Annotated in this window: 24 protein-coding genes; 18 read left to right on the top strand and 6 right to left on the bottom strand. The window is 60.7% G+C overall.

What is annotated here, in order from left to right:
* The first annotated feature begins 68 nt into the window (after positions 1–68).
* The 13 genes from HCZ30_RS08240 to HCZ30_RS08180 all read left to right on the top strand — a co-directional run bounded on the left by HCZ30_RS08240 (position 69) and on the right by HCZ30_RS08180 (position 12,942).
* Positions 69–1,712 (top strand): CTP synthase, encoded by a 1,644-nt coding sequence (locus HCZ30_RS08240; protein ID WP_167637803.1) that lies wholly within the window; start codon positions 69–71, stop codon positions 1,710–1,712.
* Between the two features lie 100 nt (positions 1,713–1,812).
* On the top strand, positions 1,813–2,595 hold the full coding sequence (rlmJ, locus tag HCZ30_RS08235; RefSeq protein WP_167637802.1) for a 23S rRNA (adenine(2030)-N(6))-methyltransferase RlmJ: 783 nt from the start codon (positions 1,813–1,815) through the stop codon (positions 2,593–2,595).
* Positions 2,596–2,637: 42 nt separating this feature from the next.
* Complete coding sequence (locus HCZ30_RS08230; protein WP_167637801.1) at positions 2,638–3,075, top strand: TerB family tellurite resistance protein; 438 nt, start codon at positions 2,638–2,640, stop codon at positions 3,073–3,075.
* 147 nt (positions 3,076–3,222) lie between these two features.
* Positions 3,223–3,996 (top strand): ABC transporter ATP-binding protein, encoded by a 774-nt coding sequence (locus tag HCZ30_RS08225; protein WP_348640359.1) that lies wholly within the window; start codon positions 3,223–3,225, stop codon positions 3,994–3,996.
* A 115-nt stretch (positions 3,997–4,111) separates the two neighbouring features.
* The gene (locus tag HCZ30_RS08220; RefSeq protein ID WP_167637799.1) at positions 4,112–4,834 is read left to right on the top strand and encodes a transporter substrate-binding domain-containing protein; all 723 of its coding nucleotides are present in this window, start codon (positions 4,112–4,114) and stop codon (positions 4,832–4,834) included.
* A gap of 51 nt (positions 4,835–4,885) precedes the next feature.
* Positions 4,886–5,758: an ABC transporter permease gene (locus HCZ30_RS08215; RefSeq protein ID WP_167637798.1), complete on the top strand. Its 873-nt coding sequence runs from the start codon at positions 4,886–4,888 to the stop codon at positions 5,756–5,758.
* Entirely contained in the window at positions 5,758–6,564 is an 807-nt protein-coding gene (locus HCZ30_RS08210; RefSeq protein WP_167637797.1) for an ABC transporter permease, read from the top strand. Before HCZ30_RS08215 ends, HCZ30_RS08210 begins: the two co-directional genes overlap by 1 nt.
* Positions 6,565–6,745: 181 nt before the next feature.
* Positions 6,746–8,077 carry a glutamine synthetase family protein gene (locus tag HCZ30_RS08205; protein ID WP_167637796.1) on the top strand — a complete coding sequence of 444 codons (1,332 nt, stop codon included), beginning with the start codon at positions 6,746–6,748 and terminating at the stop codon, positions 8,075–8,077.
* A 28-nt stretch (positions 8,078–8,105) separates the two neighbouring features.
* A complete protein-coding gene (locus HCZ30_RS08200) occupies positions 8,106–8,792 on the top strand; it encodes a type 1 glutamine amidotransferase (protein WP_167637795.1) in 687 nt (228 codons plus the stop codon).
* Complete coding sequence (locus tag HCZ30_RS08195; protein ID WP_167637794.1) at positions 8,789–10,147, top strand: glutamine synthetase family protein; 1,359 nt, start codon at positions 8,789–8,791, stop codon at positions 10,145–10,147. Before HCZ30_RS08200 ends, HCZ30_RS08195 begins: the two co-directional genes overlap by 4 nt.
* Positions 10,147–10,371 carry a hypothetical protein gene (locus tag HCZ30_RS08190; RefSeq protein ID WP_167637793.1) on the top strand — a complete coding sequence of 75 codons (225 nt, stop codon included), beginning with the start codon at positions 10,147–10,149 and terminating at the stop codon, positions 10,369–10,371. The genes HCZ30_RS08195 and HCZ30_RS08190 overlap by 1 nt, the downstream gene beginning before the upstream one ends.
* Positions 10,368–11,672 carry an NAD(P)/FAD-dependent oxidoreductase gene (locus tag HCZ30_RS08185; RefSeq protein WP_167637792.1) on the top strand — a complete coding sequence of 435 codons (1,305 nt, stop codon included), beginning with the start codon at positions 10,368–10,370 and terminating at the stop codon, positions 11,670–11,672. Before HCZ30_RS08190 ends, HCZ30_RS08185 begins: the two co-directional genes overlap by 4 nt.
* An 82-nt stretch (positions 11,673–11,754) precedes the next feature.
* Positions 11,755–12,942 (top strand): DegT/DnrJ/EryC1/StrS family aminotransferase, encoded by a 1,188-nt coding sequence (locus HCZ30_RS08180; RefSeq protein ID WP_167637791.1) that lies wholly within the window; start codon positions 11,755–11,757, stop codon positions 12,940–12,942.
* Here HCZ30_RS08180 and HCZ30_RS08175 read toward each other — a convergent pair.
* The 4 genes from HCZ30_RS08175 to phaC all read right to left on the bottom strand — a co-directional run bounded on the left by HCZ30_RS08175 (position 12,930) and on the right by phaC (position 17,054).
* Complete coding sequence (locus tag HCZ30_RS08175) at positions 12,930–13,898, bottom strand: LysR family transcriptional regulator (RefSeq protein WP_167637790.1); 969 nt, start codon at positions 13,896–13,898, stop codon at positions 12,930–12,932. The genes HCZ30_RS08180 and HCZ30_RS08175 overlap by 13 nt on opposite strands.
* A 30-nt stretch (positions 13,899–13,928) precedes the next feature.
* Positions 13,929–14,477, bottom strand: a complete 549-nt coding sequence (gene phaR / locus HCZ30_RS08170; RefSeq protein ID WP_167637789.1) for a polyhydroxyalkanoate synthesis repressor PhaR — start codon at positions 14,475–14,477, stop codon at positions 13,929–13,931.
* A 141-nt stretch (positions 14,478–14,618) separates the two neighbouring features.
* Positions 14,619–15,092, bottom strand: a complete 474-nt coding sequence (locus HCZ30_RS08165; RefSeq protein ID WP_167637788.1) for a phasin family protein — start codon at positions 15,090–15,092, stop codon at positions 14,619–14,621.
* 156 nt (positions 15,093–15,248) lie between these two features.
* Positions 15,249–17,054 (bottom strand): class I poly(R)-hydroxyalkanoic acid synthase, encoded by a 1,806-nt coding sequence (phaC, locus tag HCZ30_RS08160; protein WP_432442761.1) that lies wholly within the window; start codon positions 17,052–17,054, stop codon positions 15,249–15,251.
* Positions 17,055–17,150: 96 nt separating this feature from the next.
* On the opposite strand from phaC, the gene phaZ reads away from it, so the two are divergent.
* Positions 17,151–18,422: a polyhydroxyalkanoate depolymerase gene (gene phaZ, locus HCZ30_RS08155; RefSeq protein ID WP_167637787.1), complete on the top strand. Its 1,272-nt coding sequence runs from the start codon at positions 17,151–17,153 to the stop codon at positions 18,420–18,422.
* 75 nt (positions 18,423–18,497) lie between these two features.
* Here the strand turns inward: phaZ and HCZ30_RS08150 are convergent, their stop codons facing one another.
* Positions 18,498–19,163, bottom strand: a complete 666-nt coding sequence (locus HCZ30_RS08150; protein WP_167637786.1) for an NAD(P)-dependent oxidoreductase — start codon at positions 19,161–19,163, stop codon at positions 18,498–18,500.
* 11 nt (positions 19,164–19,174) lie between these two features.
* A complete protein-coding gene (locus HCZ30_RS08145) occupies positions 19,175–19,873 on the bottom strand; it encodes a DUF4386 domain-containing protein (RefSeq protein WP_167637785.1) in 699 nt (232 codons plus the stop codon).
* 172 nt (positions 19,874–20,045) lie between these two features.
* Here HCZ30_RS08145 and HCZ30_RS08140 point away from each other — a divergent pair, with 172 nt between their 5' ends.
* From HCZ30_RS08140 to HCZ30_RS08125, 4 genes are all read left to right on the top strand, one after another.
* Positions 20,046–20,963, top strand: coding sequence for a LysR family transcriptional regulator (locus HCZ30_RS08140; protein ID WP_167637784.1), 918 nt, complete (start codon positions 20,046–20,048; stop codon positions 20,961–20,963).
* A gap of 93 nt (positions 20,964–21,056) precedes the next feature.
* Positions 21,057–22,781 (top strand): sensor histidine kinase, encoded by a 1,725-nt coding sequence (locus tag HCZ30_RS08135; RefSeq protein WP_167637783.1) that lies wholly within the window; start codon positions 21,057–21,059, stop codon positions 22,779–22,781.
* On the top strand, positions 22,778–24,115 hold the full coding sequence (locus HCZ30_RS08130; RefSeq protein ID WP_167637782.1) for a sigma-54-dependent transcriptional regulator: 1,338 nt from the start codon (positions 22,778–22,780) through the stop codon (positions 24,113–24,115). Before HCZ30_RS08135 ends, HCZ30_RS08130 begins: the two co-directional genes overlap by 4 nt.
* A gap of 113 nt (positions 24,116–24,228) precedes the next feature.
* A complete protein-coding gene (locus HCZ30_RS08125) occupies positions 24,229–25,239 on the top strand; it encodes a C4-dicarboxylate TRAP transporter substrate-binding protein (RefSeq protein ID WP_167637781.1) in 1,011 nt (336 codons plus the stop codon).
* The last annotated feature ends 14 nt before the right edge of the window (positions 25,240–25,253 follow it).

Here is a 25,253-nt window from a genome sequence, read left to right as displayed (position 1 = left end):
CTGGCTGCGTAATCCGGCCCTTCTCTCTTTTCGATATATGAACTGACAACACGGGGGTTGCCTGTCCGATGGCGCGTTACATTTTCATTACTGGCGGTGTGGTCTCGTCCCTTGGTAAGGGCCTTGCTTCTGCCGCTCTCGGCGCCCTGCTTCAGGCACGCGGTTTCAGCGTCCGTCTTCGCAAACTCGATCCGTATCTGAACGTCGATCCGGGCACCATGTCGCCCTTCGAGCACGGCGAAGTATTCGTCACCGACGACGGTGCGGAGACCGACCTTGACCTTGGACACTACGAACGCTTCACCGGCGTAGCTGCGCGTAACACCGACTCGATCTCGTCGGGCCGCATCTATTCGAACGTGCTGGAGAAAGAGCGCCGCGGTGCTTACCTCGGCAAAACCATTCAGGTGATTCCGCACGTCACCAACGAGATCAAAGATTTCCTTCGCCAGGGTGAAGACGAAGTCGACTTCATGCTCTGCGAAATCGGCGGTACCGTCGGCGACATCGAAGGTCTGCCGTTCTTCGAAGCCATCCGCCAGTTCACCCACGAACGCCCGCGCGGCGAGTGCATACTGATGCACCTCACCCTCCTGCCCTATCTGGCAGCGTCGGGCGAACTGAAAACCAAGCCGACCCAGCACTCGGTCAAGGAACTCCAGTCGATCGGTCTGGCACCTGACGTTCTGGTCTGCCGCTCCGAGCACCCGATTCCCGAGAAAGAGCGCGACAAGATCGCTCTGTTCTGTAACGTGCGTCCCGACGCCGTTATTCCTGCCTACGACCTCAAGTCTATCTACGAGGCACCGCTAGCCTATCACGGTCAGGGTCTCGACCAGGCCGTCCTCGACGCCTTCGGTATCTCGCCGGCGCCGCGCCCGAACCTCGCGCGCTGGCTCGATGTTCAGGACCGCATCCACAACACCGACGGCGAAGTGCGCGTTGCGATCGTGGGCAAGTACGTCCAGCTCGAAGACGCCTACAAGTCGATCAAGGAAGCCCTCACCCACGGCGGCATGGCCAATCGTGTGAAGGTCCACGTCGAGTGGGTCGACGCCGAAGACTTCGACAAGGACGACGTTGGCGAGCGCCTTGGCCAGTACAACGCGATCCTCGTTCCGGGCGGCTTTGGCGAGCGCGGCACCGAGGGCAAGATCAAGGCGGCCCAGTTCGCCCGCGAGCGCAAGATCCCCTACCTCGGCATCTGCCTCGGTATGCAGATGGCTGTCATCGAAGCCGCGCGTAACGCTGCCGGCATCGAAAAAGCAGGCTCGGAAGAATTCGACCACGAAGCAGGCGCAAAGCGTTTCGAGCCGGTCGTCTATCACCTCAAAGAGTGGATTCAGGGCAACCAGACCGTCACCCGCAAGGAAACCGACGACAAGGGCGGCACCATGCGTCTGGGCGCGTACAACGCTTCGCTCAAGGAAGGCTCGCGTGTTGCCGAAGTTTACGGCAGCACCCGTATCGCAGAGCGTCACCGTCACCGCTACGAGGTCGACGTAAAGTACCGCGAGAAGCTGGAGAACGCAGGCCTGTGCTTCTCGGGTATGTCGCCGGACGGCCGTCTGCCGGAGATCGTCGAATGGCAGGACCACCCGTGGTTCATCGGCGTCCAGTTCCACCCCGAACTGAAGTCCAAGCCGTTCGAGCCGCACCCGCTGTTCGCGGACTTCGTCCGCGCTGCGGTCGAGAACTCGCGACTGGTCTAAGAGTTTGCGGCGCCTTTGGGCGCCGCGCGTTTTAGGGGGGCTCTGCCCCCTCCGGCCTTTGGCCGTTCACCCCCGGGATATTTGAGGCACAAAGGCAGCCATGCTCTCCTATCAGCACATCTATCACGCCGGTAATATGGCGGACGTCCAGAAGCACGCGCTGCTGTCTTGGGTCCTTGCCTATATGACCAAGAAGGACAAACCGCTGAGCTATATGGAGACCCATGCGGGCCGCGGTTTGTACAAACTGGATTCGGCGGAAGCGGTGAAGACCGGCGAGGCGAAGGCGGGCATCGATATTGCCGAGAAGCTGGGCTGGTTCGATGCGGATCATCCTTACGCGCAAGCGCTGGCCGAGGTTCGCGCGAAATACGGGACGAACGCCTATCCGGGATCGCCGCTGATTGCGTCGGAGATGCTGCGCGCCGAGGACAGCTTGCGTCTGGCCGAGTTGCATCCGCGTGAGAACGAAGCGCTGCAAGAGGTTCTCGGCAACCTGTCGGTGATCGAGAAGCGCGACGGTGCTGAAATGGCCAATGCGTTGTGTCCGCCCAATCCGCGGCGTGGGGTGCTGCTGATCGATCCGTCTTACGAGATGAAGACCGATTACGACGCAATGGCGCGTCTGATCCAGACTGTGCATCGTAAGTGGAATGTCGGTGTCATCATGCTCTGGTATCCGATCCTGACCGATGGTCTGCATCGTCCGATGATCCGTGCTCTGGAGCAGGCAATCACGGATGGCATCAAGCACGAGGTCCGCTTCCCCCCTGCCCGCGAGGGTCACCGCATGGTCGGCTCGGGCATGTTCGTGGTGAACGCGCCCTATGGTCTGAGCGACGAAATGGCCCGATTGACGGCGCTTTACAACGCTTTGTCGTGACCGGGTCTTTTCGGAGGGCCTGAGCGGACCTATACCTAACTTATGCTGAGCAACCTTCTGCGGCAGTTGACCGCCCCGACCCGACCGCCTCTGACCGAAACCGATGCCCGTCTGGCGATCGGGGCGCTTCTCGTTCGCGTTGCACGCGCTGACGGTGAATATGCGCCCGAAGAGATTGACCGGATTGACCGCATTCTGGCAAAACAATTCGACCTCTCGCCGTTCGACGCGACCAAGATGCGCCGCGAGTGTGAGGAGATCGAAGCAGAGGCACCGGACACCGTCCGCTTTACCCGCGCCATCAAGGAGTCGGTTGCGCTCGAAAAACGCGAAGGTGTCATTCGCGCGATGTGGGAAGTCGTTTTGACCGATGGAGACCGTGATCCGGAGGAAGATACCCTTATGCGTATGGTTGCGCCGCTTCTGGGCTTGACCGATCAGGACAGCAACCGTATCCGCCTCAGCCTAACAAGGCAGTAAAACTGCCTGCCGGTTGGGCAACTGCACGTTTTCGAGCGAATTCATTGCACAGACTGCTGTATTCGTCCTAACCTGCCGCATCAGGGAATGTTGCGTGGAGCCGGGAATCCGGTGCTACTGCGGCGTGCAACAGGGACAGACAACAACGTGACGACACCGCCAGTCATCGAGATACGCAATCTGCACAAATCCTATGGTGACCTTGAAGTGCTGAAAGGCGTGGATATCCGCGCCGAGGCAGGACAGGTCATTTCGCTGATCGGTTCGTCAGGGTCCGGTAAGTCCACGCTTCTGCGGTGCTGCAACCTTCTGGAAGACAGCCAGCAGGGTGAGGTGATCTTCAACGGCGAACCTGTGTCCTGGAAGGGCGAAGGTCTGCATCGCCGTCCTGCCGATACCAAACAGCTTTTGCGCATCCGCACGAACCTGTCGATGGTGTTCCAGCAGTTCAACCTGTGGTCGCATATGACGATCCTCCAGAACGTTATGGAAGCCCCCGTCACCGTACTCGGCCGTGACAAGGCCGAAGTGGAGGCGAGCGCACGCAAGTACCTCGATAAAGTGGGGATTGGCGACAAATGCGACGCCTACCCCGCGCAGCTTTCGGGCGGCCAGCAGCAGCGCACAGCAATCGCTCGCGGTCTATGCATGGAGCCGAAAGCGCTTCTGTTCGATGAACCGACCTCCGCGCTCGATCCCGAACTGGAACAGGAAGTCGTCCGCGTCATCAAAGGTCTGGCACAGGAAGGCCGCACGATGATCATCGTGACCCACGACATGCGCATGGCCCATGACGTCAGCGACCACGTCGTATTCCTCCACAAAGGCCGGATCGAAGAAGAAGGCGCACCGGCGCAGCTCTTCGGATCGCCTAAGTCGGAACGCCTTCAGCAGTTTCTTTCGCATTCCGCCCCTGTGTGACGCGAGATACCACTTGCGCAAGACAGGCGAATGGTCAGTCTGGAAACATAAATTCAATCGGATGTCCGGCCAAACGGACATCTCAAAGGCCGCAAGGCCCAACAAGGAGAGAGAAATGAAAAAGCTTGTTCTCACCACCGCACTGGTCGCTCTGGGTTCGACCGCTGCTTTCGCACAAGACGTTGTCCGCATGGGCACCGAAGGTGCTTACGCACCCTACAACTTCATCAACGACGCTGGTGAAGTCGACGGTTTCGAGCGTGAACTGGGCGACGAGCTCTGCGCACGTGCAGAACTGACCTGTGAATGGGTCACCAACGACTGGGATTCGATCATTCCGAACCTCGTCTCGGGCAACTACGACAACATCATGGCCGGCATGTCGATCACTGCCGAGCGTGCTGAAGTCATCTCGTTCACTCAGGACTACTACCCGCCGACCGCTTCGGCATACGTCGCTATGTCGGACAGCGCTGACCTCGAAGGCGGCGTCGTTGCAGCACAGGCTTCGACCATTCAGGCAGCTCACGTTGCTGAAACCGGCGCGACCCTGCTGGAATACGCAACCGGCGACGAAACCCTCGCAGCTGTCATGAGCGGCGAAGCTGACGCCGTGTTCGCTGACAAGGACTTCCTTGCACCGTTCGTCGAAGAAAACGCCGACCTGATGTTCGTTGGCGAAGATGTTCCGCTCGGCGGCGGCATCGGCATGGGTCTGCGCCAGTCGGACACCGAGCTGAAGGATAAGTTCGACGCAGCGATCACTTCGATGAAAGAAGATGGTTCGCTCAACGAACTGCTGATCAAGTGGTTCGGCGAAGAGACCACCACCTACTAATCACGGATCGGGGGCGGCACTTAGCTGCCCCCACCTCTATTTGATAACGCGATGTGTTCTGATCCCGATACTCTCGCCGGTTTAAGCTGGCTCTGGTGCTACCTCACGACCGGCAAGCATATGTCGATGTACTGGGCGTTCGGCACCGTTCTTCTGCTGCTGGCAATCACCGCTCCGATGGCCCTTCTGTTCGGCTTCGGCGGCGCGTCTGCTGCGCGCAGCAAATTCGCGCCCGCACGCTGGTTCGGCAAAACCTACATCGCTGTTGTCCGCGGCGTCCCCGACATCGCGTTCTTCCTGTTTTTCGTCATCGCTCTCGACCAGCTGTTCGAGTATCTCCGGCATCAGGTGAAGTGTCCCGATTGGGACCGGCCGATCCGTCAGGGCAATGACTTCCTCGTCTGTCCGCAGGCGAAGCTTCCTCTCAACAACGCGCCGCAGTGGGTGCATGAAAGCTATGGCTTCATGCTAGCTGTGCTGACGTTCTCCATCGTGTTCGGGGCCTTTGCGGCCAACGTCATCTACGGCGCGATGCGTTCCGTGCCGCGCGGCCAGATGGAAACCGCCGAAGCCTACGGCATGACCCCGCGCCAGTCGTTCTGGCGTATCCTCGTGCCGCAGATGTGGGTCTATGCCCTCCCCGGTCTGTCGAACCTCTGGATGGTGCTGATCAAAGCAACACCGCTGCTGTTCCTGCTCGGCGTCGAGGACATCGTTTATTGGGCCCGCGAGCTTGGCGGCCAAAAGACCCCGCGCTTTACCGACTACCCGCATGGGGACTGGCGCGTATGGTACTTCCTCGCGCTGCTGATCTTCTACCTCTGCTTCACTAAGGTCTCCGAAATTGTGTTCGCGCGCATTTCCGCACGCTTGAGCCACGGACAGGCCACCGCCGCAGGCGAAGCCCAGAGAAAGGCCGCGTAATGAGCTGCTGGGACATCATTCAAGACTACGGTCTGCGCAGTATCGGCATCGGCGAACGCCTCCTGCCCCGCGACGACTTCACCGTCTGCAAGCAGGTCGTGCTGATCGGCTCGGGCATGCTGTGGAACATCTACTTCGGTGCGATCGCACTAGTGCTCGGCTTCTTCCTCGCTGTGGCGACCGCCGTCGCCAAGGCAGGCGACAACGTCATCCTGCGAAAGCTGGCGAATACGTTCATCCTGTTCTTCCGCGGCTCGCCGCTGTTCATCCAGTTCTTCTTTGCCTACTTCGCGTTTCTGGCTCTCAAGGGCGTCTCACCGTTCTTTTCGCCGTTCAGCTCGGCATGGCTCGGCGCGCTCGTGGTGCTGTTCCTGAACACGGCCGCCTACTCGGCCGAAATTTTCTACGGCGCGCTCCGCTCGATCCCGAAGGGCGATATCGAAGCGGCAGACGCCTACGGGATGCGCGGCTGGACCCGTTTCCGCCGCATCACCTTCCCGACGATGCTGCGCCTTGCATGGCCCGCCTACACGAACGAAGCGATCTTCCTGTTCCACGCGACAACGCTGGTGTTCTTCTCGGGCTTTCCCGCAATGCGCCAGAACGGAGACGCGCTCTATTACGCGAACTACTTTGCGGACAAGACGTTCAACCCGTTCGTCCCCTACCCGATCCTTGCGGGCTTCTTCGTGCTGCTGACGCTCACCGTGATCGGCATCTTCGGCCTGGTAAACAGGCGGCTGAACAAGCACATGCCGCAGGAAAGTCGCCAGAAAATTCGCTTGCGGTTTAATCTGATACGGTAATAAGATCAATTTATGATCAAATTTTTCGACGGTGCGAAAACACCCGATCGACAGAGTGATCATATAGGATCAAAGGCCCAGGTTCGGACCACGTCGGCGGTGTTCATGCGGAACCCGCATTCGTCAGGTGTGCAGTATCAGCACTTTCCACTGGGGCCGCAGCCCGCTTGGGGTGGAAGGTATGACTTGGCTTGATGAGAATTCGCATGTTCGCAGCATTCGTGCGGGCGCTGCGGATCTAAACGGACAGGCGCGCGGTAAGCGCGTTCCGGTCCGATTTGCCCGTAAAATCGAAAAAGATGGGATGCGCTTCCCGCTCTCCGTTCTGAACCTCGATATCTGGGGTGAAGACGTGGAAGACAGCCCGCTGGTGTTCGAAGTCGGTGACCCCGACGGCGTTCTCCGCCCGACAGAGCGCGGCTATGTACCGATGCCTTGGCTGGCGACCCCCTCGGCCCTGCTGCCGATGTGGATGTACACCGAAGAAGGCACGCCCTTCGACGGCGACCCGCGTCACGCGCTGGCCCGCGTTGTCGACCGCTTCAAGGCGCGCGGCTGGACCCCTGTCGTCGCATTCGAGATGGAGTTCTACCTCATTGACGACTCCGGCAAGGAAATCCAACAGCCGAAAAGTCCCCGTTCCGGCAAACGCCGCCCTGGTGCAGAGATCCTGTCGCTCCGCGCGCTGGACGCCTTCGATAATTTCTTCAACGATCTCTACGACGCCTGCGAGGCGATGGATATCGAGACCGAGGCGGCAACGTCCGAGGTTGGCCTCGGCCAGTTCGAGATGAACCTCGTCCATGTCGAAGACGCACTGAAGGCTGCGGACGACGCCTACCTCTTCAAGATGCTGGTACGCGGTCTTGCACGTAAGCACGACATGGCTGCGTCATTCATGGCAAAGCCCTACGAGGATTACGCGGGCAACGGTCTGCACGTCCACTTCTCGGTCCTTGATGAGGACGGGAAGAATATCTTTGCCGACGGCTCGTTCGAAGGCACCGAGGAACTGCGTCAGGCCATCGCCGGCTGTCTGCGCGGTATTCCCGACCTTGCGCTGTGCTTTGCACCGCACGACAACAGCTACGAACGCCTCGTGCCCGAAAGCCATGCGCCGACCGGCATCTGCTGGGCCTATGAAAACCGCACCGCGTCGATCCGCGTTCCGGGTGGCAGCCTTGCCGCGCGCCGTATCGAACACCGCGTCGCGGGCGGCGATGTGAACCCGTATCTGTTCCTCGCGGCTGTGCTGGGTTCGGCCCTCACCGGGATCGAAGACCAGATGACCCCGCCCCCGCCGATCAGCGGCAATGCCTACGAACAGGAGATGGCGCAGATTCCCGACACGTGGGAACTGGCGATCGACCGTTTCGAGCATAGTTTCCTCGCTGAACGTATTTTCCCGCGTCTCTTGATCGATAACCTTGTTATGACTAAGCGGCAGGAACTGCTCTACCTCGACGAATTGTCGGACGAGGAAAAACTCGAACTCTATCTTGATACGGTCTGACCTCCATCGGGCCGCCCATTGGTGACACATGAAAATCGGCATTCTGCAGACCGGCCACGCACCGGATGCGCTCATCGCTGAAACCGGAGACTACGACACCTTTTTCCAAAAGCTGCTGGCGAACGAAGGTTTCGAATACGAGACTTGGAACGTGGTGGACCTCGATTTTCCCGAGGGTCCCCACGCCGCCGACGGCTTTATCCTGACCGGCTCGCGCCACGGCGCTTACGAAGACCTGCCGTTCATCAAGCCGCTCGAACAGTTCATCCGCGATACCTATGCGGCTAAGGTGCCAATGGTCGGCATCTGCTTCGGCCACCAGATCATCGCGCAGGCAATGGGCGGCACCGTGGTCAAGCACCCGCACGGCTGGTCGGTCGGTCGACAGACCTACAAGTTCGGTGACGAAGAAATCACCATGAACGCATGGCATCAGGACCAGGTTTCGGTCCTTCCGGACACCGCGCAGGTTTGCGGCACCTCCGATTTTTGCGAATACGCCGCGCTTGTTTACGGCAATGACATTTTCACGGTCCAAGCCCACCCCGAGTTCGAAGGCAGCTTTGTCAAACAGCTCGCCGAAACACGTGGACGCGGCGTTGTGCCGGACCAACTATTGGACGAGGCGGTCGCGCAGGTTGGCGAACCCGTCCATAAGGATTTGATGGCCCGCAGGATCGGCGCCTTCTTCAAAGAAAGGAACCACGCATCATGAGCGACTGGACCGAAAACCTCCCCGAAGCAGCCCGCGAATTCCTTAACGATCGCCGCCTAGACGAAGTCGAGTGCATCATCGCCGACATGCCGGGCATTGCCCGCGGTAAGGCCGTGCCTGCCAGCAAGTTCGGCAAGCAGGAATACTTCCACCTGCCCGACAGCATTTTCTACCAGACCATCACCGGTGAATGGGGCGATGCGGCCGGCGACGAAGGTTTTATCGAGCGGGACATGATCCTGCGCCCCGATATGTCCACCGCGACCGCTGCGCCTTGGACGGGTGACTGGACGCTTCAGGTGATCCACGACGCTTACGACCGCAAAGGCAAGCCGATCCCCTACGCGCCGCGCAACGTGCTGTCGCGCGTTGTGGACCTCTATCGCAAGCAGGGCTGGGAGCCCGTTGTCGCGCCCGAGATGGAATTCTTCCTCGTGGCCCGCAACCTTGATCCCGCCAAGAATATCGAACCGATGATGGGCCGCTCGGGCCGTCCGGCTGCGGCGCGTCAGGCATACTCGATGACGGCTGTCGACGAATTCGGCCCCGTGATAGATGACATCTACGACTTTGCTGAAGCCCAAGGCTTCGAGATCGACGGCATCACGCAGGAAGGCGGTGCTGGCCAGCTGGAGATTAACCTCCGCCACGGCGATCCGGTAAAGCTGGCGGACGAAGTGTTCTTCTTCAAGCGCCTGATCCGCGAAGCCGCCCTGCGCCACAACTGCTTTGCCACCTTCATGGCCAAGCCGATTGCCGATGAGCCGGGAAGCGCGATGCACATCCACCACTCGGTGCTCGACATCGATACCGGCCAGAACATTTTCTCCGGCCCTGCGGGCGGCGAAACTGACGCGTTCTTCCACTTCATCGGCGGCCTGCAGACGCACCTGCCCTCGGCCATCGCGGTCCTTGCGCCTTACGTGAATAGCTACCGCCGCTACGTGCGCGACCACGCCGCGCCGATCAACCTCGCTTGGGGCCGTGATAACCGCACGACCGGTATCCGCGTCCCGCTGTCGGGTCCTGCTGCGCGCCGCGTTGAAAACCGCCTCGCGGGTATGGATTGCAACCCCTACCTCGGCATCGCGGCATCGCTGGCGTGCGGCTACCTCGGCCTCATGGAAGAAAAGCGCGCAGGTCCGTCGTTCAAGGGCGACGCCTACGAAGGCGACGAGGACATCCCGCGCGATATCGGCGCGGCGCTCGACATCTTTGACGAGGCGACCAAGCTGCACGACATCTTGGGGCCGGAATTCGCGCGCGTCTATTCGATCGTGAAGCGCTCCGAGTACGAAGAATTCCTTCAGGTCATCAGCCCGTGGGAACGCGAACATCTGCTTCTGAACGTCTGATGCCAATGCCGCCGCGCCGCCCGACCAAGATCGTGAAACCCGTTGGTCTGTCCAATGGGATGAAGAGCCACGGCGGTCAGGCGCGCAAGGCAGCGGGCTTCAAATCGATGAAAGGCGCGGCCTCGCTTGATGGCGTGGTCGCCCATCGCCCCGATCCGAAAACGGATGACGCGCAGCAGGTGAAGGCTCAGCAGTTTGTCGTCAAACCGGAAGCGAGCGAATGACCAACCCGCTCTACGCAAACGACCCCGTCGCGACGTTCCCGTCGTCCTACTACACGGCGACTGCAGCACTTGCGCCCGAGCGCCCGTCGCTCAAGGGTATGCGCAAGACCGATGTCGCTATCGTCGGCGCAGGCTTCACTGGCCTCTGGGCCGCGCTAGAGCTGGCACGGCGGGGTTTCGGTGTGACCGTGATCGAGGCGCACCGCGCGGGCTGGGGCGCTTCGGGACGCAATGGAGGACAGGTCGGCAGCGACTTCAATCAGGGCCAACGCTGGCTAGAAAAGCGCGTCGGCTTCGACAATGCCAAAGCTCTCTGGGCAATGAGCCAGGAAGCGGCGTTCATGGTCCGCGATTTCTGCGCCGCACATGCGCCCGAGGCTGGCTTCAAACCCGGCATTGTTCACGGTGATAGCTCCGGCGATCTGACCGATTTCCAAGAGGACGTCGCCCACCTCGACAAGCATTACCCGACCCATGGCGTCTCCGTCCTGTCGACCGGTGACGTACGCGCCATCGTCCGGACCGAAAATTACCGAAGCGGTACGCTCGACATGAACGCGGGTCATGTGCATCCGCTGCACTATGTGCTGGCGCTCGCCCGCGAGGCTGAAAAGGCCGGTGCGACGATCTTCGAACGGACAGAGGCACTGCGCATCGACACCGGACCGCGCGCTGTGATCCACACGCCGAATGGCCAGCTGACGGCTGACCACGTGATCCTCGCAGGTAACGGCTATATCCGCGGCCTGAACACGCCGTCCGATGCCCGCACCCTGCCCGTGAACAGCTTCATCGGCGCGACCGAGCCGCTCGGCGAAGAGGCGCTCGATGTGCTCGCCCGCGATTTTGCCGTGTTCGATTCCTCGTGGGTGGTGAACTATTTCCGCCTGTCCGATGACAAACGCCTACTCTTCGGGGGCCGCGCCAATTTCTCCCGCAAATTCCCCAAGAACATGGATCAGGCGCTGCACAAGCGGATGACCGACATGTTCCCGCAGCTGGCCGCAAAGCGGTTCGATTATACGTGGGGCGGCACCTTGGGCATCACGCGGTCCCGCCTGCCCTTTGCGAACCGTCTCGCGCCGAACATCCTGTCGATCGGAGGGTATTCGGGTCACGGCGTCGCGCTCGCGGGCCTCGCTGGTAAGGTCATGGCCGAGGCCGTCGCGGGTCAGGCAGAACGCTTCGACACGCTCACCACGCTGCCCGTTGCACCGCTGCCGCTCGGCCCGTTCGGGCAGGGTCCGCTACTTGCGCTCGCCATGTTTACGTTCGATCTGCGCGACCGGATCGGCCGTTAACCGCGAACATATTCAAACCTTCGTAGAAATGTTACCAACGCTGTGTTAGCTTTTCCGAAATGAGTTTTCGGGAATTCTGAATATGACACTTCCGCCGAACGTTTACGACGCAGAACCCATCCCCGCAGCCGCGCTCGAAGAAGTGCAGCGCATTCTGTCGAGCGGCGACCTTTTCCGTTACACCAACGAAGGTTCGCCCGTGCAGCTGCTGGAGCAGGAGTTCGCGGAGTTCCTCGGTGCCAAATACGCCCTCGCGGTCGCGTCCTGCTCTGCCGCGTTGTTCCTGTCGCTGAAGGCGCTCGGCCTGCCCCGCGACAGCCGCGTGATGATCCCCGCCTTCACCTTTGCCGCCGTGCCCTCGTCGATTGTTCACGCCGATTGCGTGCCTGTGCTGTGCGAGTGCGCCGACAACTACCGCATCGACCTCGATGATTTTCACGCCAAGCTGCCGACCGTTCAGGCGGTCATCATCAGCCACATGCGCGGTCACACCTCGGACATGGACGCGATCATGGCGGCTTGTGACGCTGCCGGGATCCCTGTGATCGAGGATGCCGCCCACTCGCTCGGCACCACGTGGAACGGCAAGAACATCGGCACTATCGGCAAGATCGGCTGCTTCAGTTTCCAAAGCTACAAGCTGCTGAACGCGGGCGAAGGCGGCATCATGGTCACCGACGATCCCGATCTGATTGCCCGCGCCGTCATCATGTCCGGCGCTTATGAGCATAACTGGAAGAAAAACATGGGGCTGAAAGAGGCGTTCGAGCGCTGGCAGAACCAGCTTCCGCTCTACAATACCCGCCTCAACAACCTGTCCGCCGCGCTTGTACGTGCCCAAATCCCCGAGATCCCGCGCCGCGTCGCCGATGGCCGCCGCAACCACGACCACGTTGCGCGCCGCCTGAACCAGTCGCCGTGGATGAAGGTGCCCGACAAGCTGCCGGGTGAGGTGCGTGCACCGGACTCGATCCAGTTCAATCTGGTCGGCATGGATGATGCGACGATCAAGGCGTTCGCCGATGCCTCCGCCGCGCGCGGCATAAAGGTGCAGGTCTTCGGATCGAGCCGCGACAACGCTCGTGCGTTCTGGAACTGGCAGTTCCTTGATGGTCAGAGCGATCTGCCGATGACCCGCAATATGCTGATGAAAGCCTGCGACGTGCGCCTTCCGGCCCGCCTGACGCTGGACGAATGCGACCTCGTGGCCCAGACGTTGATCGACGCAGCCGACGAAGTGACCTCCGTCGAAGCAGCCTACGGCACCTGAGAAACCGTGAGCTGGCCTTTGAGCCAAGGGTGAGCGGCAATTGCCGGCCCTTCGACCAGTTCGGACAACAAAGTGCGAAGCCTGCCGGCAATTTCGGCGGGCTTTTCATTAAGCTGGCCACGGCGCGCCAGCAGCGTAATCTGACGGGAGAGCGGAGCGAGAGGCAGCGGCCCAACGTCGATCTGATCGCTGAACCGACGCGCACGAAGCAGCGCCAGCGGCGTCAGGATCGTCCACCCTGCCCCGCTCGCCACCATCGCCATCGTCGCGTGATAACTATCCAGTTCGAAACGGTGCGTTTCGTTGATATTGTGACGGGCCAGATGCGTGGCGATCACCTGCCCCATGTGGTGCCGCGTCGTGTAGCGGATCATCGGCAGGCCCTTGAGGTCGGCCAGCGCATCTCCCGAGTGCAGCGTCCCTTTAGGCGCGGCGATGACAAACGGCTCTTCCATCAGCAGGTGCTGCTCCATCCCCTCGGACGGCAGGCCGACGTCGGCGGCAACGATCACGTCCAGCGCGCGCTGTTCGAGCATATCGTGCAGACGGTGCGACGGACCCGTTTCCAGCAGGAACTGGCAGTTGCTCCAGCTTTGCGCCATGTCGGCCAGAAGGCGCGGCGTGACATCGGTTTCAAAGTCCTCAATCATCCCGACCCGCAGGCGCATCAGGCCGTATTCTGCGGTCGCGAGTTCCTGCTTGGCCTGATCGGCCTCGTTCAGGATCGTGTGCGCACGCCGAAGGAACATCTCCCCCGCTTGGGTGAGCGTGATGGGCCGTTCGTTGCGGTTCAGAAGAGTAGCGCCGATCGCAGTCTCAAGGTTGCTGAGCTGCTGGCTGACGGTCGCAGCCGACGACCCGAGCCGCCGCGCTGCTGCCGAAATGGAGGCTTCGTCCGCAGTTGCGACGAAGACTTCGACGCCCCAAAGGGTGATACGACCGGCTGAAGCAACCATGGTTTCGTCCCGATGCGGCGCCCGAAAGGCTTATTTGCCCATCTTCAAAAGCTGGGCCTGAAGTTCGGCGAGCTGTTTCTTGATCTGGTCGAGATCGGACGGCGCTTCGCCCGTTTCCATCTCGGGACCGGAAGAGCCGTTCATCATTCCGCCGGTCATCGCTTTGAAGAAAGCCGCTTGCTGCGCTTGCAGCGCCTCGAAGCCCGGAACCTTGGTCATCGGGTTCGTCATCGACATGTTTTCCATCATCTTCGACTGGCTCTCGCGGAGCATCTCGAACGACGCGGCAAGGAACTGCGGCACGATGGTCGAGGCGGAGCTGGTGTAGCTGCGGACCAGATCGGTCAGCACATCTACAGGCAGCACGCTTTCACCGCGGCTTTCGTGTTCTGCAATGATTTGAAGAAGATACTGACGGGTCAGATCATCGCCGGACTTGAGGTCGACAATCTGCACCTCGCGTCCGTCACGGATGAACGTCGCGATATCTTCGAGCGTAACGTAGTCGCTGGTTTCGGTGTTGTACAAACGACGGCTTGCGTAACGCTTGATAAGCAGCGGCTTTTCTGTGTCGACCACGGAACCCTCCCAACGTGTGCGGCAATGCAGAAAGCGTAGGGGGGAATTCTTTAAAAGGAAAGCAAAAGAAAAAGGCGAGCTGTGAACAGCTCGCCTTCTTGGGCCCGACCACAAGGGAGGAGGAAAGGTCGGGAGACCCGATTAGGCAGTTGCGGCTGCCTTCTTGGTGGTAGCAGCAGCCTGAGTGCTGGCCTTCTTGGCAGCAGCAGTCATTTCAGCCTGAGCTTTTTGTGCAGCGTTGGTCATGTCTTCCGACACCGACTTGCCAGCAGCCATCATCAGTTCGAGAGTTTCGGTCTGAACTTTCTTGGCGATTTCGGCGAATTCAGCCATGTGCTCGGCAGCCGATTCAGCCGAAGCCGAAGCGAAGTCGGTCATCGACTTTGCGTAGTCCGACGGATCTTCCTTAACCGCGGTGACGTCAGCCATCTTGGTCAGGGTCTCGTGGGTCCACTTGGCCGACAGTTCGGTCGACTTGTGAGCAGCTTCGATAGCGACAGCCGACATCTTTTCAGCAAGAGCGGTCTGGCTCTTGATAGCAGCTTCCATCGACTTGGTGTCCATCGGGAAAGCACCCATCATGTCTTTGAAGTAGGCGGTAAAATCGTTGGTCATGTCTCTACCCTTTAACTTGGTGTTCTGCGGTGGTCGCCGCGTTGATCATCTTGTCTAAGAGTATGGTTGCTGCACCGCAGCATTTCAAGGATTTTTCTGCGGTGCAGCAATTAATTTTCTGCACCGCAGTCATTACAATGACTTAGAGCATACGTTCTAAAGCTCGGGATGTTCCCTCACGTAAGTGCCGGGAGCATCGCCCAGCAATTTACGGCCCGAATCGCCGGGGTGGCGGGCGTCGATCAGCTTGCCGGACTTGGATGCCAGCCACTCTCCCCAACGGGGCCACCACGTGCCGGAGTGCTTCTCCGCACCGGCTTTCCAGTCCTCGGGCGACAGGGACAGGTCGTCGTTCGTCCAGTGTCCGTATTTGCCTTTGGAGGGGGGATTCACGATGCCAGCGATGTGGCCGCTTTCGGAAAGGATGAATGTCTTGTCCTTCGACCCCATCTTCTGGACGCCCTGATAGGACGCCTTCCAAGCGGCGATATGGTCGGTGTCGCAAGCGATGGCGCAGAGCGGCACGTCGACCTCGGCGAGCTTCACCAGATGGTCGGCGACCTCGAACCCGTCGCGGGCAAACTGGTTTTTCTGGCAGAGCCCGCGGAGGTACTCGACCGCCATCTTGGCGGGCAGGTTCGTGCCGTCACCGTTCCAGAACAGCAGGTCGAACGCGGGCGGCGCTTCGCCCATCATATAGGACTTGATCGCAGGGCCGTAGATCAGATCGCGCGACCGCAGATAGCTGAAGGTCCGCGACATGTAGAAGCTTTCGAGCACGCCTTTCGACATCGACTCTTCCTCGATGCCGTCTACGAAGTCGTCCGTGAGGAACACGCCGAATTCGCCCTGATCCTCGAAGTCGGTCAGCGTGGTAAAGAACGTCGCCGAATTGACCGACTTGTCCTTCTCCTGCTTCATCAACGCCAGCGTCAGCGACAGCGTGGTGCCTGCGATACAGTAGCCGATCGTGTTGACCTTCTTGACGTCGCAGATGTCCTTTACCTGATCGATCGCAGTGAGGTAGCCGTCCTGCACATAGTCGGACATGCCGGTGTCGCGGTAGCTGGCATCGGGGTTCTTCCACGACACCACAAACAGCGTGAAGCCCTGATCGACGATCCATTTGACCAGCGAGTTCTTGGGCTTGAGGTCGAGGATATAGAAACGATTAATCCACGGCGGAAAGATCAGCAGCGGCGTGGTGTGAACCTGCTCGGTCGTCGGGCTGTACTGGATCAGTTCAAACAGATGGTTCTGAAAAACGACTTTGCCTTCGGACGCGCCGATATTCTCGCCCACTTGGAACGCGGTGCCATCGGCCAGCGACACGACCAACTCGCCGTTGTTGGCTTCCAGATCGCGCACAAGGTTCTCGAGCCCGTCAACGAGGCTCTGCCCTTCCGTCTCCAGCGCCTTTTGCAGCGCGTCGGGGTTGGTCGGCAGGAAATTCGTCGGACACATCATGTCCACGATCTGCGCGCTGAAATAGCGAAGGCGCTGACGCTCGACCTCGTCCAGCCCGTCAATTTCGTCCACGGCGGTGGTAATCGCCTGTGCCTGAATCTGGTACTGCTGCTTGATGAAGTTGAAATAGGGGTGCGATTTCCACAGCGGGTTCGAGAAGCGGCGGTCATCCGGAAGGCTGTCCAGCGGCGCTTCGAACGTGCCTTTGGCGAACGCCTGCTGCGCTTCGATATAGTGATGCAGCGCCTTGCCCCAGTAGGACACCTGCTGTTCGAAAACCTTGGCCGGATCCTTCACCGCGTCGGCCCAATAGTTCACAGCGGCCTTGAAATACAGCTCCTGCCCCGGTCCCTGTAAAGACTGCGGAACGTGTCTTTTAGTCGCAAACGCTTTTCCGATGCGGGCCGTAAGCTCTTCAATTCGCGCCATATTCGCTTCGAGCTTCGCGAGTTCCGCCTTGCCAACACTGTCTTCGGTCAAATCATCAGTTGTCACGGGCAACTCCTCACCTTACCTTTGCACATGCAGCATGTGACTTCCGTCATAAGTGAATGCTGCGCTTGAGCCCCCGTGCGACATGGAGACGTCAACATGAAGTATATGTACACCTACGACTTTATGGAAAGCGTGCGAAACACAAATCAATGGCTTGGTGCATCTGCGCGCGCATTTGCCGCCTACCCTGCGATGGCGATGACCGCAAATCCGCTTGTCGAATGGCTCGGCGCATGGGGCGAAGTGACCGAACGTTCGTTCGAACGCATGGTTGCCAAGCCTGACTGGGGCATCCCCTCGATCGCGAGCAACGACGACCACCGCGACCACCTCGTCACGGTCGAAACGATCCTTAGCCGCCCGTTCGGTGATCTCATCCACTTCAAAGTCCATAACCGCAAACCGAAAAAGCGCCGCGTTCTGCTCGTCGCCCCGATGTCGGGCCACTATGCCACGCTGCTGCGCAAGACGGTGATCAGTCTGCTGCCCGATTGTGAAGTCTACATTACAGACTGGCACAACGCCCGCGACATTCCCGTAAGCGAAGGCAAATTCGACGTCGAGGATTACACCCTCTACCTCGTCGACTTCATGAAAAAACTCGGCAGCGACCTGCACGTCATCGCAGTGTGCCAACCCGCACCTCTGACGCTCGCCGCCACCGCCTATCTGGCAGAGCTTGATCCGGCAGCGCAGCCGCGCTCACTGACGCTGATCGGCGGCCCCATCGACCCCGAAGCGAACCACACCGAAGTCACCGACTTTGGCCGCTCGGTCACCATGGGCCAGCTCGAACAAACCATGATCCAACGCGTCGGCATGAAATACCGCGGCGTCGGCCGCAAGGTCTATCCGGGCCTGCTGCAGCTGACGTCGTTTATCTCGATGAACGCAGCTACCCACGCCAAAGCGTTTCAGGACCAGATCTTCCGCGTCGCCAAAGGCGAAGCCAGCGACCATGACAAGCACAACGTCTTCTATGACGAATACCTTGCTGTCATGGACATGACCGCCGAATTCTACCTCTCGACGGTCGAGCGCGTCTTCAAAGGCCGCGAGATCGCTCAGAACGAATTCACCGTAGATGGCCACACCATCGACATCGGCAAGATCACCACCGTCGCGGTGAAAACCGTCGAAGGCGAGAAAGACGACATCTCGGCGCCTGGCCAGTGCAAAGCCGCGCTCGACCTCCTCACCGGCCTACCGGAAGAGAAGAAAGCATGGCACGTCGAGCCCGGCGCCGGTCACTACGGCATCTTTGCAGGCGGCAGCTGGCGGAACAACATCCGCCCGCTCGTCCTCAATTTCATCGACGCGAACTCGGAACCGACTGCCCGTCCGAAACCGTCTGTCGTCGCGGTCTAACCTCAGCTTCACGCTGACAAAAATACCTCGGGGTGAATGGCCGCAGGCCAGAGGGGCAGAGCCCCTCCCCGTCCCTCACACTTTCCGAACGCCGCTCACGATGGCAGGTGCCTGCCTTGTCAGCGCATCGTCGGTCAGCGCGTGAACCATGAACTTCGCGAAATCCACACGCCGCGTGATATTCGCAGCCAGCAGCGGATCGCCTACGTGCTCCGCCCAGACAGGCAGCCCCTCGCTCGGTCCTTCCTCCAGATTTGACCCGCGCACAACCGTCCAATCACGGTCCGACGCAAAGATCATATCCGTCGCCCGCACCTGATCGTCGAGGTCCGCAGCCCGCAGCCACTTCGCCACCCTGCCGAACACCGCGACGATCATCTTCAGTTTGAACGAATAGACGTCCTGCCCGTCGCGACTGATGTGCCAACCGCAGGAAAACACCAGCCGCGCATCCGGCTCCGCGTTCTCCAGCACCGCCCGCGCGGTGCCCGAGGCATAGTCTTTGACGCCCCAAGGCACGAGCACCGTCAGCACCCCGTCACAGCTCTTCACCGCTTCCGCGACAACTTCCGCATCGTCCGTGCGGGCGGGAAACAGCGTGATGCGGCCCGCCAGATCGGCCAGCTTGCCCACACTTTCGGGCCGACAAACCCCGCGCACTTCATACCCGCGATCCAGCGCCTCCCGCGCCATGTAGCGGCCGAGCTTTCCCGAAATTCCAATAATACAAACACGTTTCATAGCCACGTTCCTCACACTGTCCGCTGACCGCGGATGACAAGCCAAAGTGCAAACCCGACCTCGGCAAGACTCACCAGCGCAAGCAGCACACCTGTCACCAGTGCCAGCCCGCCCGCATCAGGCCAGACAAACGCGCTTAGGCTGTCACACAGGTACCCCGCTGAGCCCGCAATCATCAGGTAGCCGAGCAGACGCGGAAACCGCTGCGACTGTGCAACTAGCCAACCCAGCACCATCAGGTGCAGCGTGAAGAAAACCTGCCAGACCCAGACACCTGCGTCGTGCACATAAAGGAGCGCAGTCGCCACCTCGGCCCGGACCTCATTGGCCAAACTCGGGAGCAAGCTCCCCTCGGCCACGCCCAGCGCCGCGACGCTGAAAAACAGCATCCCCGCCATCACGCCGACCATGCTCAGCCGTGCGAGTGCCGCCGCGAAAGACAGTGTGGCGTTCACCGGTTTGAAAATGAAATACAGCATCGCTGTGCACATGACCTCGGCCACCAGAATGGCGACCTCACCGCCCACCCCCGCAAAGAACAGCCCGCGCCGCTCCACAAGGTTCACCATCGTGGCACCCGCATCGCCCGCGACCTGCAACTGCGACGGAACCCAGAGGATCGCAAAGCCGCCAAACACCGCGATCAAAAGGTAGAATATGCCCGTCAGCCGCGCATAGGGCTTGGACAAAGGATCAGAAAAAACAGCCATCTCGGCCTCCGCTTTCAGGCAAACCTCCTCCGTAGCGAGCCGCGAAAGCGGCTCGCTCAAAGCATCGGTTCGCTGGTTGATGTGCCGATCATCCTCGGCTCTGCGGATGTTCTACCCGCAACGATATCTCAATAAAATTGACTGTTTTTGCCTGAGTGGTATACGAATTTGCATGGATTGGAGATCGATCAACTTCGACTGGAACCGCGCCCGCGCTTTCCTCGTGACCGCAGAGGAAGGCTCGCTTTCCGCCGCCGCACGCGCCCTCGGCCTGACCCAGCCCACCCTAGGCAGACAGGTAGACGCGCTCGAGCAGGAACTCGGCGTGATGCTCTTTGAACGCATCGGCCGCGGCCTTCGCCTGACGCCTGCGGGACATGAACTCATGGACGCCGCCCGCCAGATGGGCGAAGCCGCCAGCCGCCTTTCGCTGTCCGCCGTAAGCCAGAGCGAAGCGATGGAGGGAGAGGTTCTCATTGCCTGCTCCGACGTCTACGGTGCCCTGATCATGCCGCAGATCGTGGCACAACTCCGCGCGGCCGAGCCCCGCATCACCATCCGTCTTGTCGTCTCGAACTCCGCCTCGGACCTCCTCCGCCGCGAAGCCGACATCGCCCTGCGCAACTTCCGCCCCGAAGAGCCGAACCTCGTTGCCCGCAAACTCCGCGACACCTGCGCCCGCCTCTATGCAAGGCCCGATTACCTGCGCTCGATCGGCAATCCCGAGACCCAGGCCGACCTCTCCCGCGCGAGCTTCATCGCTCCCGATGATCCGGCCATGATCGCACGCTCCCTCGCCGATTTCGGCTTCGATCTGAACGAGGCGAACTTTCCCATCGTCACCGACAACTTCCTTGTCATGTGGGAACATGTGAAACAGGGCTTGGGCATCGGCTTCATCGACGAACAGATCGGCAATGCCGAGCCCAAAGTCACCGAAGCCCTCCCCGCCATGCGACCCATCGCCTACCCCATCTGGCTCGTCGCCCACCGCGAGATCTACCAGAACCGCCGCCTGCGCTTCGTTTACGACTTCCTTGCAGAAGCGCTCCGTCACCCGCTTCATTCTGACGAAAATACCTCGGGGTGAATGGCCGCAGGCCAGAGGGGCAGCGCCCCTCCCGCGACCTATCAGCCCGATAAACCTTGCCCCCAAAGCCCCTTTCGGCCCACAACTCCGCCCATGCGCTACCTTTCGGTCATTCTGTCACTGGTCTTCATCGGGCTCGTCTCGCTGGGGGCAGCCCTCGTGGCGCATCAGTATTTCCAAGGTCAGGAACTGGAGAAAGCTCGCGGCCGCCTGTCGCTCTATCGCGCGTCGGTGAATGCCGAACTTGACCGGTTTTCCCACCTGACGCACATCCTTGCCAAGGACCCGTTTGTCGTCAGCAGCCTTCTCAACGGCAACACGACCATCGTCGACAGCCGGTTCGAGGACTTCGCAAATCAATCCGGCCTCGATGCGATCTACCTGATCAACCCGCAGGGCCTAACCATCGCCGCCTCGAACCACGCCCTACCGTCGAGCTTTATCGGTGAGGATTACTCCTTCCGCCCCTACTTTCAGGACGCGCTCGACGGCAAACAGGGCCGGTTTTACGCCATCGGCGCGACGACCGGACAACCGGGGTATTTCATTGCCGATCCGGTCCTCGCCACAGGGGGCCGCGTGCTTGGCGTGGTCGTGATCAAGATCAACTTCGGCGCGCTTGAGGAAAGCTGGCGAAGCTCGGGCGAGACGGTTTTCATGGCCAATGAGGACGGTGTGATCCTGCTCGCGTCCGACCGCGACTACCTCTACCGCACGAGCGAACCGCTCAGCGCTTCGCAGCGGAATGTGATCCTGTTTTCCCGCCAGTTTCCCAATCAGCCGCTGGAGCCGCTGGGCTGGTCACTCTCGGGCAACACGGCAAAACTTTCGGGGCGCGATTGGCTACATCTCAGCGCCAGTGCCGCGCCGCACAATTGGCAGATCCATTATTTCATGGCGGATGAACGCTCCTCTGCCCTCGCGTGGCTGACGGCCGCGGCTGTGGTGATCATCCTCGGCTCGATCCTCATTGCCTTCCAGATCCAGCGCACGCGGCGTATCGGCACGGCGCTGAGGCGATCCGAGGAAGAGGAAGCCAAGCTCCGCCTCGCAAACGAACGCCTTGCACAGGAGATCGTGGATCGCAGAACGGCAGAGCGCCGCCTGAGCCGCACGCAGAACGAACTGGAGCGCGCCAGTCGTCTGGCCGCGCTGGGTCGCCTCGCCGCGTCGGTGACGCACGAGCTTGGCCAGCCCATCGCCGCGATGCGCAATCATGTCGCTGCGGCAGAGCTCGGGCCAAGCGGGCCGAGCCGCCTCACGGGCAGCATCGGCAGTCTGATCGACCGGATGGAAGGCATCACGCGGCAACTCAAATTCTTCGCCCGCTCCGACGCCGATGATTTCGCGGAGTTCGACCTTGTGACCGCGATGGATGCGTCGCTTGCCTTGGTCGCACCGAATATCGAAACGACGGGCACGGTAATCACCTTCGACCGCCCCGATGGTCCCGTCATGATCCGCGGCAGCAAACTGCGCGTCGAACAGGTCATGACTAACGTGCTGCGCAACGCCATCGATGCAGTTGAGGATACCGAACAGCCGAGCGTCAGCATTCGCATCGGCAGCGATCCGTCACCTTGGTTCGAGGTGCAGGACAATGGGCACGGCCTTGGTGACGCGACCCTCGCCGACCTTCAGGAGCCGTTTGTGACCACCCGCGAAAGCGGACGCGGCATGGGCCTCGGCCTCGCGATTTCGTCCAGCATCGTCAAGGATCACGAAGGCACCATGCAGGCGTCGAATATCGAAGACGGCGGCGCGCTCTTCCGTGTGACCTTCCCAGCCCCGAATGCGAACGAACGAGGTGACGCATGATCTCCGGCCAGCCCTTCCGCATCATCGTGGTGGACGACGACAAAGCCATGCGCCTGTCGCTGGTCGAACTGCTAGAGGCCGCAGGCTGGGAGGTCAGCGCCTTGGCCCGCGCCGAAAAGACCCAAGACCTCGCGGCAGACTTCATGCCCGATGTCATCCTGTCGGACGTGCGAATGCCGGGGATGACAGGGACCGAGCTCTTGGCTTCGCTCGACAAATCCACCTCGCCGCCTGTGGTTCTGATCTCTGCCCACGGCGACATCCCGATGGCGGTTAATGCGATGCAGAGCGGCGCGTATAGCTTTGTCGAAAAGCCCTACGAGCCGCGCCGCCTGCTGACAATCCTGCGCCACGCGGCAGAGCAGAACCGGATGCAGAAGACCAACGAGCGCCTGCAAGAACGGCTGATCCAGCTGTCCGGCCTTGATCGCCTGCTCCTCGGACAGACGGAGGCCGTGCGGAACCTGCGCACCGATATCATTGACTTTGCCACGCTCGACACGCCGATCATGGTGCAGGGTGAAACGGGCACGGGGAAGGAGCTCGTGGCCCGCGCGCTGCATGACCTCGGCCCTGATCCCGCTGCGCCATTCCTTGCGCTGAACTGCGCGGCACTGTCGCCCGACACGTTCGAAGTCGAGATGTTCGGCAAGCACGGCGAAAGCGACGGGCGTTTGCTGGCGGCGTCGGGCGGGACGCTTTTCCTTGATGAAATTTGCTCCGCTCCGCTGGCCGTGCAGGCCAAGCTTTTGCGGATTATCGAGGACAAACAGGTGCTTCCCATCGGCGGCACCGAACCTGTGCCCGTCAATCTGCGGTTCCTGTCTGCCACGAACGAGGACGTGGATCAGGCGGTCAGCGACGGGCGGCTACGGCAGGATCTTCTGTTCCGTCTGAACACGGTTGTGCTGAACATCCCCGCCCTGCGGAACCGCCGTGACGACGTCATGTTACTGGCCGCGCATTTCCTCGATGAATTCGCGAGCGTCTACGAGATCGACCGCCAAGCGCTGTCGAACGAGGACACCGCCGCCCTGCTCGCGCACGACTGGCCGGGCAATGTGCGCGAATTGCGCAACGTCTGCGAACGGCGCATCCTTCTGGCGCGGCGCGGGGGCGGTTCGATCGCCGAGGCGCTGCGCACCGATCAACTGGATGACGTGCCCGAAACCCTGCGCGAAGCCGTCGCCGCATTCGAACGCGAGCTGATCGGAAAAGCCATCAAAGCCCACAAGGGCCGCATGGACGCGGCGGCCGAAGCTCTCGGTATCGGGAGGCGCACCCTCAACGAGAAAATCGTGAAGCTGGGGCTGAACAAAGACGCGCTTTTGTAGCCTGCGGAAATCCGCAGGGCAGCGTCCGATCAATGGGCGAAATCCCTCATAGGGCGATCACGAAAAAAAGAGCAGACTACTCCCGAGGAAACAAAAATCTCTGGGAGGAGATCATGACCAAATTTCTGACCCGCGGTGCCATCGCGGCGCTCGCCGTTGCTTTCGCGTCCGAAGGCATGGCCACCGAATGGAACGTCTCGCTCTGGGGTAAGCGCCGTGCGTTCACCGAACACGTCGAGAAGCTGGCCGAACTCGTTTCGGAAAAAACCGGCGGCGAGTTCACCCTGAACATCTCCTACGGCGGTCTGTCGAAGAACACCGAAAACCTCGACGGCATCGAAATCGGCGCGTTCGAGATGGCGCAGTTCTGCGCGGGCTACCACCCCGACAAGAACCCGTCGATCACCGTGATGGAACTGCCGTTCCTCGGTATCTCGTCGCTCGAGCAAGAGCGCGATATTTCGATGGCCGTCTACGAACATCCGGCGGTTGCTGCCGACCTCGCACGTTGGAACGCCAAGCTGCTGATGCCGTCGCCCCTGCCGCAGTACAACCTTGCTGGCGTCGGCGATGTCCCGTCGAGCATCGACAACTTTGACGGCCTGACCGTTCGTGCCACGGGCGGTATCGGTGCGGCTCTGGGCGCTGTCGGCGCTGTTCCGACTTCCATGTCGGCCACCGAAGTGCGTCAGGCCATGGACAGCGGCGTGATCCGCGCGGCCTCCTTTGCGCCGCACGCCCACATGTCCTTCGGCACGATCGAGAACGCGACTTGGTGGACCAGCAACCTCAACCCTGGCGCGGTGAACTGCCCTGTGGTCGTGAACATCGACGCCTATGAGGCACTGACCGACGACGAGCGTGCGGCGCTGGATGGCTCGGTCGAAGAGGCACTCGATTACTACATCGAGTATTACGAGAACGAGACCATGGCCAAGTGGTGGCCGCTGCTCGAAGAAAAGGGCGTCGAACAGGTTTCATTCTCCGATGACGAGATCGCGGCGTTCCGCGAAGCTGCTGCCGGACCGGCTGCCGACGCATGGATCGAAGAGAACAACGCACGCGGTCTGCCTGCGCAGGAACTCTACGACCTCGTTTCGGGAATGGTAGCCGAAGGGCAGTAACCCACTCACGAACG

It is taken from the genome of Marivivens donghaensis, from assembly GCF_011806565.1.
GTDB classification, from domain to species: domain Bacteria; phylum Pseudomonadota; class Alphaproteobacteria; order Rhodobacterales; family Rhodobacteraceae; genus Marivivens; species Marivivens donghaensis_A.
The sequence above is the reverse complement of the archived record's forward strand: the minus strand, read 5'-3'. Positions and strand labels throughout refer to the sequence as shown.